Origin of the sequence: Cellulomonas aerilata, from assembly GCF_007991755.1 — a bacterium.
GTDB lineage: Bacteria > Actinomycetota > Actinomycetes > Actinomycetales > Cellulomonadaceae > Pengzhenrongella > Pengzhenrongella aerilata.
In genome coordinates, this window is the sequence record NZ_BJYY01000014.1 from 195,901 (window position 1) to 210,180 (window position 14,280).

7 protein-coding genes are annotated in these 14,280 nt (G+C 73.8%); 4 read left to right on the forward strand and 3 right to left on the reverse strand.

Annotated elements, in window-relative coordinates:
* Positions 1-28: 28 nt before the first annotated feature.
* The 3 genes from CAE01nite_RS11830 to CAE01nite_RS11840 all read left to right on the forward strand — a co-directional run bounded on the left by CAE01nite_RS11830 (position 29) and on the right by CAE01nite_RS11840 (position 9,054).
* Positions 29-4,516, forward strand: a complete 4,488-nt coding sequence (locus CAE01nite_RS11830) for a PKD domain-containing protein (protein ID WP_222595914.1) — start codon at positions 29-31, stop codon at positions 4,514-4,516.
* Between the two features lie 214 nt (positions 4,517-4,730).
* On the forward strand, positions 4,731-8,060 hold the full coding sequence (locus CAE01nite_RS11835) for a LamG-like jellyroll fold domain-containing protein (RefSeq protein ID WP_146904581.1): 3,330 nt from the start codon (positions 4,731-4,733) through the stop codon (positions 8,058-8,060).
* A 52-nt stretch (positions 8,061-8,112) separates the two neighbouring features.
* Complete coding sequence (locus CAE01nite_RS11840; protein ID WP_246131168.1) at positions 8,113-9,054, forward strand: glycosyltransferase family 2 protein; 942 nt, start codon at positions 8,113-8,115, stop codon at positions 9,052-9,054.
* Positions 9,055-9,096: 42 nt separating this feature from the next.
* On the opposite strand, the gene CAE01nite_RS11845 is transcribed toward CAE01nite_RS11840, so the two are convergent.
* Genes CAE01nite_RS11845 through CAE01nite_RS11855 form a run of 3 tightly spaced genes read right to left on the reverse strand, consistent with a single transcriptional unit; the run spans position 9,097 to position 13,090 of the window.
* Positions 9,097-10,116 carry a glycosyltransferase gene (locus tag CAE01nite_RS11845; protein ID WP_146904584.1) on the reverse strand — a complete coding sequence of 340 codons (1,020 nt, stop codon included), beginning with the start codon at positions 10,114-10,116 and terminating at the stop codon, positions 9,097-9,099.
* On the reverse strand, positions 10,113-11,417 hold the full coding sequence (locus tag CAE01nite_RS11850; RefSeq protein WP_146904587.1) for a hypothetical protein: 1,305 nt from the start codon (positions 11,415-11,417) through the stop codon (positions 10,113-10,115). The genes CAE01nite_RS11845 and CAE01nite_RS11850 overlap by 4 nt, the downstream gene beginning before the upstream one ends.
* Complete coding sequence (locus CAE01nite_RS11855) at positions 11,414-13,090, reverse strand: tyrosine-protein kinase domain-containing protein (RefSeq protein ID WP_146904590.1); 1,677 nt, start codon at positions 13,088-13,090, stop codon at positions 11,414-11,416. The genes CAE01nite_RS11850 and CAE01nite_RS11855 overlap by 4 nt, the downstream gene beginning before the upstream one ends.
* 427 nt (positions 13,091-13,517) lie before the next feature.
* Between CAE01nite_RS11855 and CAE01nite_RS11860 the strand changes: the two genes are divergently transcribed.
* On the forward strand, positions 13,518-13,964 hold the full coding sequence (locus CAE01nite_RS11860; protein ID WP_146904593.1) for an FAD synthase family protein: 447 nt from the start codon (positions 13,518-13,520) through the stop codon (positions 13,962-13,964).
* Positions 13,965-14,280: the final 316 nt, after the last annotated feature.

The window sequence follows — 14,280 nt, forward strand, 5'->3', positions numbered from 1 at the left end:
CGACCACTGCGGGAGACACGAGGAATCTATGCGTCCGGATCTGAACCGGCTGGCCCGACGGGCGACGGCCACGGTGGGTGTGCTGTCGATGGCTCTGGTCGGGATGGTGGTGTCCCCGGCAGCGGCGGACACCGCGCCGGCCGTCGAGGCGGGCCTTCCGCAGACCGTGAGCTCGGACTCCCTGCCGACGGCGCAGATCGACGGGATCGCGTGGGACCAGAAGATCGCCGGCAACACCGTGTACGTCGGCGGCCGCTTCACCAGCGTCCGGCCCGCCGGCGCGGCGCCCGGGGCGTCCACGGTCGCGCGGTCGAACATGATGGCGTACGACATCCGGACCGGGCAGCACACCGGCTTCGCGCCCACGTTCAACGGCCAGGTGCGCCAGCTCGCGGTCTCCCCGGACGGGACCCGCGTGTACGCCGCCGGCGAGTTCACGACGGTCAACGGGACGACGATGTACCGGGTCGCCGCGTTCAACGCCGCGACCGGCGCCCTCATCACCTCGTTCCGCCCCGCGGTCAACGCCCGCATCGCCTCCATCGCGGTGACGAACACGACCGTCTACATCGGCGGCATCTTCTCCTCGGTCAACAACCAGCCGCGGGCACGCGTCGCCGCCATCAACGCGGCGAACGGCGCCGTCCTGCCCGCCGTCGGCTCGGCGGACGACGGCGCGGTCAACGCGCTCGTGGTCTCCCCGGACGGCTCCAAGCTGGTCGTCGGCGGCAGCTTCACCACCTTCAACGCGTCGTCCAAGCCGGGCTACGGGCTCGCGATGGTCGACACGGCCAGCGGGCAGATGCTGCCGCTGCCGGCGAACGACCTGATCCGCAACGGCGGCGCGAACGCCTCGATCACGAGCCTGAGCTCCGACGCGGACACGTTCTACGGCTCCGGCTACGTGTACGGCGCCGGCGGCAACCTCGAGGGCGCCTTCGCCGCCCGCTGGTCCGACGGCGGCATCGCCTGGGTCGAGGACTGCCACGGCGACACCTATCAGTCCAAGCCGATCGGCGGCGTCCTGTACTCCGCCAGCCACAAGCACTACTGCGGCAACGTCGGCGGCTTCCCCGAGACCACGCCGCGGTCCTTCTACCGCGCCACCGCGACGACCATCGACGCGCGGCGCACGGTCACCAAGGAGCCGACCGGCAGCTACTACAACTACGCCGGCACCCCGGCGCCGGAGCTGCTCAACTGGTTCCCCGCGATGGACACCGGCACCTTCTCCGGCTCGAACCAGGGCCCGTGGGCCGTCGACGGCACCGGCCAGTACGTCGTCATGTCTGGTGAGTTCACCAGGGTCAACAACGTGGGGCAGCAGGGCCTCGCCCGGTTCGCGGTCCCGTCGATCGCGCCGAACCGGGACGGTCCGCGCCTGAGCGGCGCCACCATCAACCCGCGGCTGCGGTCGGTCACGCCGGGCGAGGTCCGGATGACCTGGCCGGCGAACTGGGACCGCGACAACGCGACCCTGACCTACCGGGTCTACCGGACGAGCTCGACCACCCCGCCGATCTTCGAGCAGACGGTCACCGCGTCGTTCTGGGAGACCGAGGACCTGCAGTTCGTCGACACCGGGCTCGAGCCGGGCTCGACGCAGCGGTACCGCGTCACCGCGACCGACCCCTACAACAACACCGTGCAGTCCGAGTTCGTCACGGTCACGGTCGCCTCGGCGCAGACCGCGAACGCGTACGCCGGGGAGGTGCTGGCGGACGGTGCGTCGTCCTACTGGCGGCTGGACGAGGTGTCCGGGACCACGGTGCAGGACTGGGCCGGCCGGAACGACGCGGTCGCCGCGGCCGGCGTGACCCGTGGCGCGGCAGGTGCCGTCCCCGGCACCGCCTCGACCTTCGACGGCACCACCAGCGGGTGGGCCGCCTCGCAGAAGGCCGCGCCCGGGCCGAACACCTTCACGGTGGAGGCCTGGTTCAGCACGACCTCGACCACGGGCGGCAAGATCGTCGGCTACGGCAGCTCGGCCACCGCGCCGTCGGGCAGCTACGACCGCCAGGTCTACATGGACAACGCCGGCCGGATCGTGTTCGGGGTCCACCCGGGCACGAACCGCACCGTCGTCAGCACCGGGTCGTTCAACGACGGCCAGTGGCACCACGTGGCGGCCTCGCTGGGCTCCAACGGCATGCGCCTGTACGTCGACGGCAAGATCGTCGGCCAGCGCACCGACACCACGAGCGGGCAGGCGTACAACGGCTACTGGCGCATCGGCGGCGACACCATCGGGGTGAGCTGGACCAACTCGCCGACCAGCAAGTACCTGGCCGGTGCCATCGACGACGTCGCCGTCTACCCGACCGTCCTGGTGCAGGAGCAGCTGCTCGACCACTACCTGGTCTCCGGTCGCACCTCCACGCTGCCGGTCAAGCCGTCCGACGCGTACGGCGCCGCGGTCCGCGACGCCGGGCCGGAGCTCTACTGGCGCCTCGGTGAGACCGAGGGCACGCAGGCGGTCGACACCGGGCTCGCGGGCCTGCACGGCACCTACCGCAGCGGCGTGACGCTCGGCGCCGCCGGGCCGCTCGCGTCCGGTGCCACCACGGCCGTGACCCTCGACGGCGTGGACGACTACGTCTCCGGCGACACGTCCGTCGTCAACCCGAGGGTCTACTCCCAGGAGCTGTGGTTCTCCACGACCACGACCCGCGGCGGCCGGCTCATCGGCTTCGGCACCAGCAAGGACGCCGTGTCGACCTCCTACGACCGCACGGTGTACATGGAGACCGACGGCCGGCTGTCCTTCGGCGCGCTGACCTCCGTCAAGAACGTCATCTCCTCCACGGCGCCCTACAACGACGGCGCCTGGCACCACCTGGTCGCCACCCAGTCGTCCGAGGGCATGCGCCTGTACGTCGACGGTGTGCTGGTCGCGCAGAACGCGGTGACCGGCGCGCAGTCCTACACCGGGTACTGGCGGGTGGGCGCGGACCGCAACTGGGGTCCGTCGCAGGGCTTCGACGGCAAGGTCGACGAGGCCGCGATCTACTCCCGTGCGCTCGGCGCCCAGACGGTGGCCGACCACTTCGCGCTGGGCACCACCGGCGGGCCGGCCGACGGGCTGCCCACCGCGGCCTTCACCTCGGCCGTGGACGCCCTGGGTGTCACGGTGGACGGCACGGCGTCGTCCGACCCCGAGGGCGGTGCGCTCACCTTCGCGTGGGAGTTCGGGGACGGCGCGACCGGCACCGGCCCGACGGCCGCTCACACGTACGCCGTCGACGGCACGTACACCGTGCGTCTGACGGTGACCGACGCCGCGGGCGGGACGGACACCGAGCAGGCGACCGTGAAGGTCGCCGCGCCGGCCAACGTCGCACCGACGGCAGCGTTCACCCCCGGCGTCCGGAACCTGGTCGTCGACCTCGACGCGCGGGCGTCCGCCGACAGCGACGGCACCATCGCCTCGTACGACTGGAGCTTCGGCGACGGGACCACGGGCACGGGCGCGACCACGTCGCACACCTACTCCGCCGCGGGCACCTTCACCGTGGGCCTGACCGTGACGGACGACGACGGCGCCAGGACCCAGACCTCCCAGCAGGTCACGGTCGCGCCGGCCCCGCCCGCCAACGTCGCGCCGACGGCCTCCTTCACCTCGTCGGCGCAGGGTCTGGCGCTGTCGGTGAACGGCTCCGGGTCGAGCGACCCGGACGGCACCGTGGCGTCCTACGCCTGGGCCTTCGGTGACGGCGGCACGGCCACCGGCCCGACGGCGTCGTGGACCTACGCCGAGCCGGGCACCTACACGGTCGTCCTCACGGTGACCGACGACGACGGCGGCAAGGGCACGAAGTCGGCGACGGTCACGGTGACCGCCCCGCCCGCCCCGCCCACGCCCCCGGCGTCGACCGCCGTCGCGCAGGACGCCTTCGGGCGCACCGTCGCCAACGGCTGGGGCACCGCCGAGGTCGGCGGCGCGTGGACGACGACGGGCTCGGCGTCGCTGTTCTCCGTGGACGGCAGCGTCGGGCGCCAGCGCCTGGCGACCGCCGGTGCCGACCTCAAGGCGTCGCTGAACGGCGCCACGTCGACCGACACCGAGCTCCAGGCGCAGATGAGCCTGGACAAGCCGACGACCGGCGGCGGCGTGTACTTCTCCGTCGTCGGCCGCCAGGTGGGGTCCGAGGACTACAAGGCCCGCCTGCGCATCTACCCGACCGGGAAGGTGGACCTGACGCTGGCCCGCACCGGGACGACCCTGGGCGCGGTGACCGTCCCCGTCACGTACACGGCGGGCGACGCGCTCCAGGTCCGGCTGCAGGTGACCGGTACGGCTCCGACCACCATCCGGGCGAAGGTGTGGAAGGTCGGCGAGTCCGAGCCCGCCGACTGGCAGCGGACGGTGACCGACGCCACGGCCGGGCTGCAGGTCGCCGGCGGGATCGGGCTGGGTGCGTACCTGTCCGGCTCGTCGACGAACGCCCCGACGGTCGCGAGCTTCGACCGCGTGTGGGCCGGTCCCACCGCCGGCGCCCCGGTCGCGGGAGCCTGACGCAGGTCGGCCACCAGCACGTCCACCGCACGGCGACGGTCCGGCACCCACGGGTGCCGGACCGTCCGTCGTCGCCGGCGTGCCCGTGCGACCGGCCGCGTGCCCGAGCACGCCGACCGCAGTTCACCCGCGCGGCCCGGTCCGCGTGTCAGGGTGAGCGGTTAGCCTCGTGGCGCCCACACCTGTTGCACCACCCGAGCGACGCGGGGATCCCATGGGACCGAGACTCGACCGGCTGACCCGACGAGCGACCGCGGCGGTGGGGGCTCTCGCCGTGGGCCTGGCAGGGGCGCTGACGGCCGTGTCCGCGGCGGCTCCCGCAGCGGCGGACACCGCACCGTCGGACACCACGCTGCCGAGGACGGTGAGCTCGGACGCCCTGCCGACGGCGCAGATCAACGGCGTGGTGTGGGACCAGCAGATCATCGGCAACACCGTCTACGTCGGCGGGGAGTTCACTGCGGTGAGGCCCGCCGGCGCCGCTCCGGGCGTGTCCACGGTCGCGCGCACGAACCTCATGGCGTACGACATCCGCACGGGGCAGTACACGGCGTTCGCGCCCAGGCTCAACAGCAAGGTCGAGGCGCTCGGGGCGTCGCCCGACGGCAGCCGGCTCTACGTCGGCGGCAACTTCACCGACGTGAACGGTGACACGACACGCGACTACCTGGTCGCGTACAGCACCGCGACGGGGGCGCTCGACGCGGCCTTCAAGCCGAGCGTCAACGGTGCGGTCCGCGCGATCACGGCGACCAGCTCGACGGTGTACCTGGGCGGCGTCTTCAGCTCGGTCGGGGGGCAGGAGCGCGTCCGGATCGCGGCGGTGAACACGGCGGGTGCAGTGCAGGCGTCGATCGGCAACGCGAACGACCAGGTCCGTGCCCTGCAGCTGTCACCGACAGCCAGCCACCTCATCGTCGGCGGAGCGTTCACCACGTTCAACGGGGCCTCGACACCGGGTTACGGCCTCGCGCGGGTCGACCTCGCGACGCGCCAGTCCGTCGCGCTGCCGGCGAACAACCTCATCCGCAACGGCGGCGCCAACTCCGCGATCACCAGCCTCAGCGGGGACGCCCAGTACTTCTACGGCTCCGGCTACCACTTCGGGTCCGGAGGCAACCTCGAGGGGTCGTTCGCCGCCAGGTGGAGCGACGGCGCGATCGAGTGGGTGGAGGACTGCCACGGCGACACGCACCAGTCGTTCGCGATCGGCGGGGTGATCTACTCCGCGAGCCACAAGCACTACTGCGGCAACATCGGCGGCTTCCCCGAGTTCAGCCCGCGGCAGGAGTACCGCGCCACGGCGACGACCACGGCGGCGCGGGGCACGGTGACGAGGGACCCCCACGGGTACTTCAACTTCGCCGGGAACAAGGCGCCGCAGCTGCTCAACTGGTTCCCCGCGGTGAACAGCGGCACGTTCACCGGGCAGAGCCAGGGTCCGTTCGCCGTCACCGGCACCAGCGAGTACGTGGTGATGGGCGGCGAGTTCACCAAGGTGAACGGCACCGGCCAGCAGGGTCTGGTGCGGTTCGCCGTCTCGGCCATCGCACCCGACAAGGACGCCCCGCGCCAGGTGCAGGCCTCGGTCAACCCGCGCGTGCGGTCGGTCAAGGCCGGCGAGGTCCGGGTCTCCTGGCCGGCGTACTGGGACCGGGACAACGCGACGCTGACCCACCGGGTCTACCGGACGACCACGACGTCGCCGACCACGCCGCCGAACTACGAGAAGGCGGTCACCGCGCCCTTCTGGAGTGCCAGGTCCGGCACGTTCGTGGACACGGCGCCCGGGGCGACCCCCAAGTACCTGCTCGCCGTCAGCGACCCGATGGGGAACACCACCAAGACCAGCCTGGTCGGCGTCACCACCGCGACCACCACGCAGCCGTACCCGGCCAAGGTCTTCGACGACGGCGCGTCGCTGTACTGGCGGCTCGGCGAGGCGTCCGGGACCGCGGTGCAGGACTGGGTCGGCTTCACCGACGCGACGGCAGGCACCGGCGTGACGCGGGGCGCGCCGGGCGCGGTCGCGGGGGACGGCGCGTCGGCCTTCAACGGGACGTCCACCGGCTTCGCGGCGGCCCGGACCATCGCCCCCGAGCCCGGCCCGAACACGTTCACCGTCGAGGCGTGGGTCAAGACGTCGTCCACGGCCGGCGGCAAGATCGTCGGCTACGGCAACGCGCTGACCGGCGGCTCGACGAGCTACGACCGGCACCTCTACATGGACAACGCCGGGAAGATCTACTTCGGCGTCAACTCCAACGGCACGAAGACCGTGTCCAGCACCCAGTCGTACAACAACGGCGCCTGGCACCACGTCGCGGCGTCGCTGGGGTCGGGCGGCCTGAAGCTGTACGTCGACGGCGCGCTGGTCGGCTCGCGCACCGACGCCACCGCGGGCCAGGCCTTCCGGGGCTACTGGCGCATCGGCGGCGACTCGCTCGGGCCGAGCTGGGCGGGCACGAAGACGAGCGGCTACCTGAACGGCTCGATCGACGAGGTGGCGGTGTACCCGACGGCCCTGAGTGCGACGCAGATCGCCGGCCACGAGGCCTTGGGCGGGCCGGCCACGGCGAGCCCACCGGCGGACGCGCCGGCGGCGAGCCCGCCTGCGGACGCGCCGGCGGCCGACGAGGCGAACGCGGGTCCGACCGCCTCGTTCACCGCCACCACCGACGGGCTGGCCGTGACCGTCGACGGGTCCGCGTCCAGCGACCCGGACGGCGCCGTCGCCTCGTACGCCTGGGACTTCGGCGACGGCACGACCGCCACCGGACCGACCGCGTCCCACACGTACGCGGCGCCGGGCACCTACACCGTCGGCCTGCGGGTCACCGACGACGCCGCCGCGGCCGCGTCCACCACCCAGCCCGTCACGGTCACCGCGGCGACCCCGCCGGCCCTGCCCGCCGGGGAGCTCGCCCGCGACGCCTTCGACCGCACGGTGACCGGTGGCTGGGGCACGGCCGCCGTCGGTGGTGCGTGGGCCACGAGCGGCGCGGCGTCCAGCTTCTCCGTCGACGGCGGGGTGGGGCGCCAGGTGCTCCCGGCGCCCGGCCGGGACGTGACCTCCGTGCTGGCCGGGTCCTCGACCGACACCGAGGTCCAGGTGGTGGTCGGTCTGGGCACGCCTCCGACCGGCGGGGGTACCTATGTGTCCGTGATCGGACGCAAGGTCGGCACGGCCGGCGACTACCGCGCACGGCTGCGGCTGTACCCGACCGGCGTCGTGAACCTCCAGGCCGCCCGCGGCGGCACGGCGGTCCGGGCCGTGGACGTCCCCGGCCTGAGCTACGCCGCCGGTGACCGGCTCGCGGTGCGCCTGCAGGTCACCGGGACGTCGCCGACCACGCTGCGGGTCAAGACGTGGCCCGCCGGGGACGCCGAGCCGGACGCCTGGCAGATCACCGCGACCGACGCCACACCCGCGCTGCAGGCCGGCGGAGGCGTCGGGGTGGGGACGTACCTGTCGTCCACCTCCACCAACGCCCCCGCGGTCGCGACGTACGACGACCTCTGGGCCGGTGCACCGCGTGGCTGAGGCGGTCGACCGTCCGTCGCCGGGCTCGGCGCAGGACCTCGAGGGTGACGCCGTGCCCGCACAGCCCGCGCTGCCCGTCAGCCAGTCGGTCACGGTCGCCGTGCTGACGTACCGGCGCCCGGGGGACCTGGCCGCGGTGCTGCCGGCGCTGGACCAGCAGGCGCGCACCCTGGACCCTCCGGCCGGCGTCCTCGTGGTCGACAACGACCCCGACGGAGGGGCGCGGACGACCGTGGTGGACCACGGGTCCGACCTGGTCCGCTACGTGCACGAGCCCGAGCCGGGGATCGCCGCCGCCCGGAACCGGGCGCTGACCGAGGCCGGTACCGACCTCCTGGTGTTCATCGACGACGACGAGCGGCCGAGCGAGCACTGGCTCGTGGACCTGGTGCGGACCTACCTCGTCGACCGGCCCGCCGCCGTCGTTGGCCCGGTGGTCTCCGAGTACGAGCGCGACCCCGACGCGTGGGTGGCGGCCGGGCGGTTCTTCGACCGTCGCCGCCTGCCCACCGGCACCACGGTCGAGCTGGCCGCCACGAACAACCTGCTGCTCGACCTCGCGCAGGTGCGCCGCGAGGGCCTCACCTTCGACCTCGGCCTGGGGATCACCGGCGGGTCGGACACCCTGTTCACCCGGCAGCTGACCCGGGCGGGCGGTCGCCTGGTGTGGTGCGACAGCGCCCTCGTGGTCGACGTCGTCCCGGCGTCCCGGCTGTCACGGGAGTGGGTCCTGCGCCGGGCGTTCCGCTCGGGCAACTCCTGGAGCCACACCTCGCTCCTGCTGGCCGCGTCCCCGCGCGAGCGGGCCGTGCAGCGGGCCGTGCTGACCACGCGCGGGACGATCCGCGTGGTGGCCGGGGCGGCGCGGGCCGGCGTCGGGGCCGTCACCGGATCGCTGCCGCACCGGGTGCGGGGCGTCCGGACCGTCGCCCGGGGCGCCGGGCTGGTCGCCGGGGCCTGGGGTTCGGTGTACTCGGAGTACCGCCGGCCGTAGCGGGAGCCGGGCCTCCTGCAGGACGCAGCCCGTCGGTCGGCGTCAGCCCGCCCGGCGGGCCGTGACCGCCGCACGGTAGGTGTCGCGGTGGAGCCGGCCGATGTCGGTCCAGTCGCGCCGGCTCAGGTCCGGTCCCGGCACGCCGTCGACCGGCAGGGACAGGGCCTCCTCGACGGCCGCGGTGGTGACCGCGTCGCCCGGGTAGGTCCGGACCCAGTGCCCGCCGACCTCCTGCGCCAGCGCCTCGGTGACCTCGTTGGACGGGACCAGCACCGGGCGGCCGAGGGACAGCGCGAGCAGCAGCGCCCCGGAGTTGTGCATCCGCCGGTAGGGCAGCACGACGAGCGACGCGGACCCCACCTCGTGCGCCAGGGTCTCGTCGTCGACGTAGTCGAGCAGGGTGCTGACCCGCGCATCGGTCCGCTCCGCGGCCCGGATGCGTGCGGCCAGGCCGTCGTCGGTCGCCCGGCCGACCAGGCGCAGCTGAGCGCCCGGCGTGGTGACGGCGGCGAAGGCGTCCAGCAGCTCCTCGACACCCTTGTACGGGCGGACGAGACCGAAGTGCAGCACCCGCCCGGGCACGGGGTCCGGCACAGTCTGGTCGGCATACCAGCGCGTGTAGTCCCCGTGCAGGATCGTGTCGACCGGCGCCGCCGTCGGCGGCTCGGTGGCCGGGTTGAGCCGGACGTACCGCGTCGTGGACCGGTCGAGCCACCGCAGCAGCGCCCGCTCGGACGCCGAGCCGCCCTCGTGCGGGGAGACGTTGTGCAGGGTCCGCACGACGGCGGACCGCCGCAGGAGCAGCCGGAGCATCAGCGCCGTGAACGCCAGCCGGCGCAGCGCCGTCCGGCCGCGCCCGGCGGACCGGACCAGCAGCTCCGGCCAGTGCACGTGCAGCACGTCGTAGTCGCCCCGCAGCGCGTCCCGCCACGAGAACGTGCGCGCGCGCACGTCGGCCGGCAGCGAGTCCAGCAGCTGCACGAGGTAGGGGTTGGTGGTCGGGCGTGGGCCGCCGAAGGACTGCAGCACCCGGACGGGCCGCTGCTCGCGCGGGTCGCTCATGCGCCGACCACGCGGGACCGTGCGGGCTCGCGAGCGAGCAGGCCGAGACCGAGCGCGAGCCCGAGCGTCGGCGCCGCGCTGTACAGCGGGCTGAACAGCAGGTTCCACGCCGTCCAGCACGTGAGGAAGACCACGAGGCCGCTGGCGGTGCGCGCGGCCAGCTGGCGTGCGAGGTTCCCGAGCAGCAGCAGGGCGACGACGGCCATGAGCAGCAGCCCGGCGAAGCCGAAGTAGGCCCAGCTGTCCCCGACCATGGAGTGCAGCTTGAAGTCGTCGCCGAACATGTAGTTCTCGACGTAGCCGTTGTTCGGCTGGTAGCCGATGGACGCCATGCCCTCCTTGGCCGTGAGCACGTCGGCCGGGCCGGGGACGGCGCCGGACCCGAAGCCCAGGGGATGCTCTCGCATGAGCGCCAGCGTCGCGGTGAGCTCCGGCCGGCCGCCCACCAGGATCGACCCGCTCGTCTCGATCTGCGCGATCGAGCGCTCCTGCGCCTCCCGCCCCAGGTACCCCTGAACCAGGAGGGAGCTGCCGACCTGGTACACGACCAGCCCGATCGCGCTGACCACGAGCACGGTCCCGACAGCGGACCCCCGCCGGCTGCCGGTCGGTCGCAGCTGCCACGCGACGAGCAGGGCCGCCAGCATGAAGGTGGCGAAGTACGACCGGGAGTCCTGCAGCGCGGACGCGCCGGCGAGAGCGACCAGGGCGAGGACCTGCCGGACCGTGCCGCGCGGCCGGTGCACGAGCGAGAGCAGGGCGATCGCGATCGGGATGCCGAAGGCGAACTTCCACGGGTTGTCGCTGAGCCGGGCCGCGCCCGTCGCCGCGGACGCGAGCATCCCCAGCGCGAACCACAGCCCCATGTGGCTGACTGGCAGGACGTCGCGTGCCCACAGCAGGACGCCCGCCGTGCACACCACCCCGAGCAGCAGGGCCGTGGTCCCGACCAGGTTCGCCAGGCTGGCCCCGCGCTCGGCGAGCGACGCCTCCGTCAGCCACAGGCCCCACACCAGCGCGAGCCCGGCGCAGACCGCGACCGTCCGCGCACCCCGGTAGCGCGCGAGCGCCGGAGCCCACACCGGTGCGAGCGCCAGGGCGAGCACCAGGCCCGACGTCACCCCGACCGCGACGGTCTGGCGCAGCCCCAGCGCGAGCAGGAGCGCCGCGGCGACCCAGTACCGCAGCACGGCGGGCGCCGAGGTGGCCTGCGGGAGCACCCGGACGGCCGGCAGACCCGGCCGCGGCGGCTCTCGTCGCTCCGGTGGTGGCGCGGCGGGCCGGAGCCCCACGGCGGTCATCGCCGCCTGGACCCCTGGTCCGTGCCGGACGGGACCTGCGTCCGGCTGCGCAGGTCGTGCTGCGTCGCCGCGGCGTCGTCCGTCGTGAGGTGCGTGTCACCGAGCACCGGCGGCACGGCGGGCGACATGCCCGGGACGTCACCGGGGACCGCCTGCACCGGCGCCGTCCGGGTGTCGCTCTCGGCGCTGACGAGGCCGCCGGGCGCCCGCGCCGGCGCGACCCTGACGACGCCGCTGCGGCCGGGTGCCACCTCGGGGACGTCGGGACGACGTCGTCGGGGACCCTTGCGCCGCACGGCCCGCCCGCGACCGGCGGACTGCGCGGCCAGCTCCTCGGGCGCGTAGCCGTAGTAGCCCTCGGTCTCGCGCCGCGCCACGCGGTTGAGCACGACGCCCAGGCACACCGCGCCGACGGCGTTGAGGCTGCCGATGGCCTCGGCCAGCTGGGGGCGCCGGGTCTTGCGGGCGGCGGCGACCACCAGGGCGCCGTCGGCGAGGCGGGCCAGGATCGCGGAGTCGGCCACCGGCAGCAGCGGCGGGGAGTCCAGGATCACGAGGTCGTAGGACGCCACCATCTGGGCGAGCAGGTCCACCATCGCCGGCGAGCTCAGCAGCTGGGTCGGGTTCGGCGGGATGGCGCCGGAGGGCAGCACGTCGAGGTTGCCCTCGCCGTACGGCTGGACGACCTCGTGCAGGTCCGCGCCGCCGATGAGGACCGTGGTCAGGCCCACCGACCCCTCGAGGCCCAGGTACTCCGCGACGGACGGGCGGCGCAGGTCGGCGTCGACGAGGAGCACCCGCGCCGGTCCCTCGGCGAGCGACAGCGCCAGGTTCGTGGAGGTCGTGGACTTGCCGTCACCGGGCAGCGGCGAGGTCACGACGACGGAGTGCAGGGGACCGGCGAAGTCCAGGAACCGGAGGTTGGTCCGCAGGCGCCGGTAGGCCTCCGCCGTCTGGCTGTGCGGCTCCACCTGCATGACCGGACCCGCGTCGCGCAGACGCGTGCGTGCCCCGATCGAGCCGAGCACCGCGGCGTCGGTCACCCGGGCGACGTCCTTGCTCTCGCGGACCTTGGTGTCCAGCAGCTCACGCGCGAGAGCGAAGACCACACCGATCACCAGGCCGGCGAGGAGTCCGGTCGCCACCAGGAACCGGGTGTTCGGCGCGATCGGGAAGCGCGGGACGTCGGCGGGCGCGACGGTGCGCATCGACACCGTCTCGCTGCGGGTGCCGGCCGACGCGGACAGCTCCTCGACGACGACCGCGAGCTGCTCCGCGACCGCGTCCGCGACCAGCGCGGCCTGGGCGGGGGAGCTGTCGGTCGCGGCGATCTCCACGATCACGGTGTTGATCGGCGCCTCCGCCGTGATGGTGCGCGCCATCGTCCGGGACGTGGTGTCCAGCCCCAGCTCGTCGATGACCGGGTCGAGGACCACCGGCATGGTGGCCAGCGCGACGTACGACTGCACGAGGTTCTGCGTGTACGTGGAGCCCTGGACCAGCTCGCTGACGGTCTCGCCGCCCTGCAGCGAGACGAACACCTTGGTCGTCGCGCGGTACACGGGCGTGGTCGTGGCCGCGATCGCGTAGCCGACCGACGCCCCGACCAGCGCGAGGACGGCGATGACCACCCAGCGCTTGCGCAGCGCCCGGAGGTAGTCGCTCGGATCCATGGGGCGTCCCTTCGTTCCAGGCCGAGTGGTGGTGGCCGTGGTGGCCGTCGTGCCGTGGTTCCTAGTGGACCGCACTCTTGGGCCCGCGAGTGCGGTGACGAGCCCGTTCGCAGCAGACGACGTGCTCACCGGCGACCAAGTTCACCCACCTGCTCACCCACATGCGCGCCGGGGGATGGCGTGGGGCCACCGGCCGCGACACGGGCGGGAGGAGGCCCCGTCAGTCTACCGCCGCGACCCTGCGGCCCACCGGTGGCCCCCGCCGGCCACGACGGGGCACCGGCGCGGGCGAGGTTCACCCGCACGGCCGTGGCGGGCCGGCGAGGGGCACCGCCTACCATGGGAGCGCGGGCCGAGGGGCGGACCCGCACCCCCCGGTGCTGTGGGCACGCACGAGGCACGCCCTGACAGCGCACGAGGAGGACCTGTGACGAAGATCGTCGGCTACGCGCCGGGCGCGTACGACATGTTCCACGTCGGGCACCTCAACATCCTGCGCCAGGCGAAGCAGCACTGCGACCACCTGATCGCGGGCGTGGTCTCCGACGAGATGTGCCTGCTGACCAAGGGCAAGTCGCCGGTCGTCCCGCTCGCGGAGCGGATGGAGATCGTCAGCCACATCTCGTTCGTCGACGAGGTGGTGGCCGAGGTGGTCCCGGACAAGGTCGAGACCTGGCGGTCCGTGCAGTTCGACGTGATCTTCAAGGGCGACGACTGGCGGGGCACCCCCAAGGGCCTGAAGCTCGAGCGGGACTTCGCCGCCGTCGGCGTGGACGTCGTCTACTTCCCCTACACGATCCACACCTCCAGCACCCTGCTGCGCCAGGCGCTGGACGGTATGGTCGCCGGGCGCCCTGAGGCCGCTCGCGCCTGACCTCCGGGGCCGGGCCCCGTGGGACCGGCGTCCACGGACCGCGTTCACTCCGGGCGGACCCCGCGCCCTCGGGCGGTGTCGGTCCGCCGTCCTACGATGGGTGAGCACCCCGGCTCCTGACGGATCCGGGGCGTCTGCGCTGTCCCGGTGGTGCGCCGGGCGGCACCTCACGCCCCTCGGAAGACAGTGGTCCCACGCGCATGAACCTCTCCGGTCTGCTCCCCGCCCTCCTCGCCGACCCGGCCGCCGCGCGGGCGGTCGAGCTCGTCCCCGCGCGCGGGGCGCTCGACGTCGTCGCCCCGGCCGGCGTGCGCCC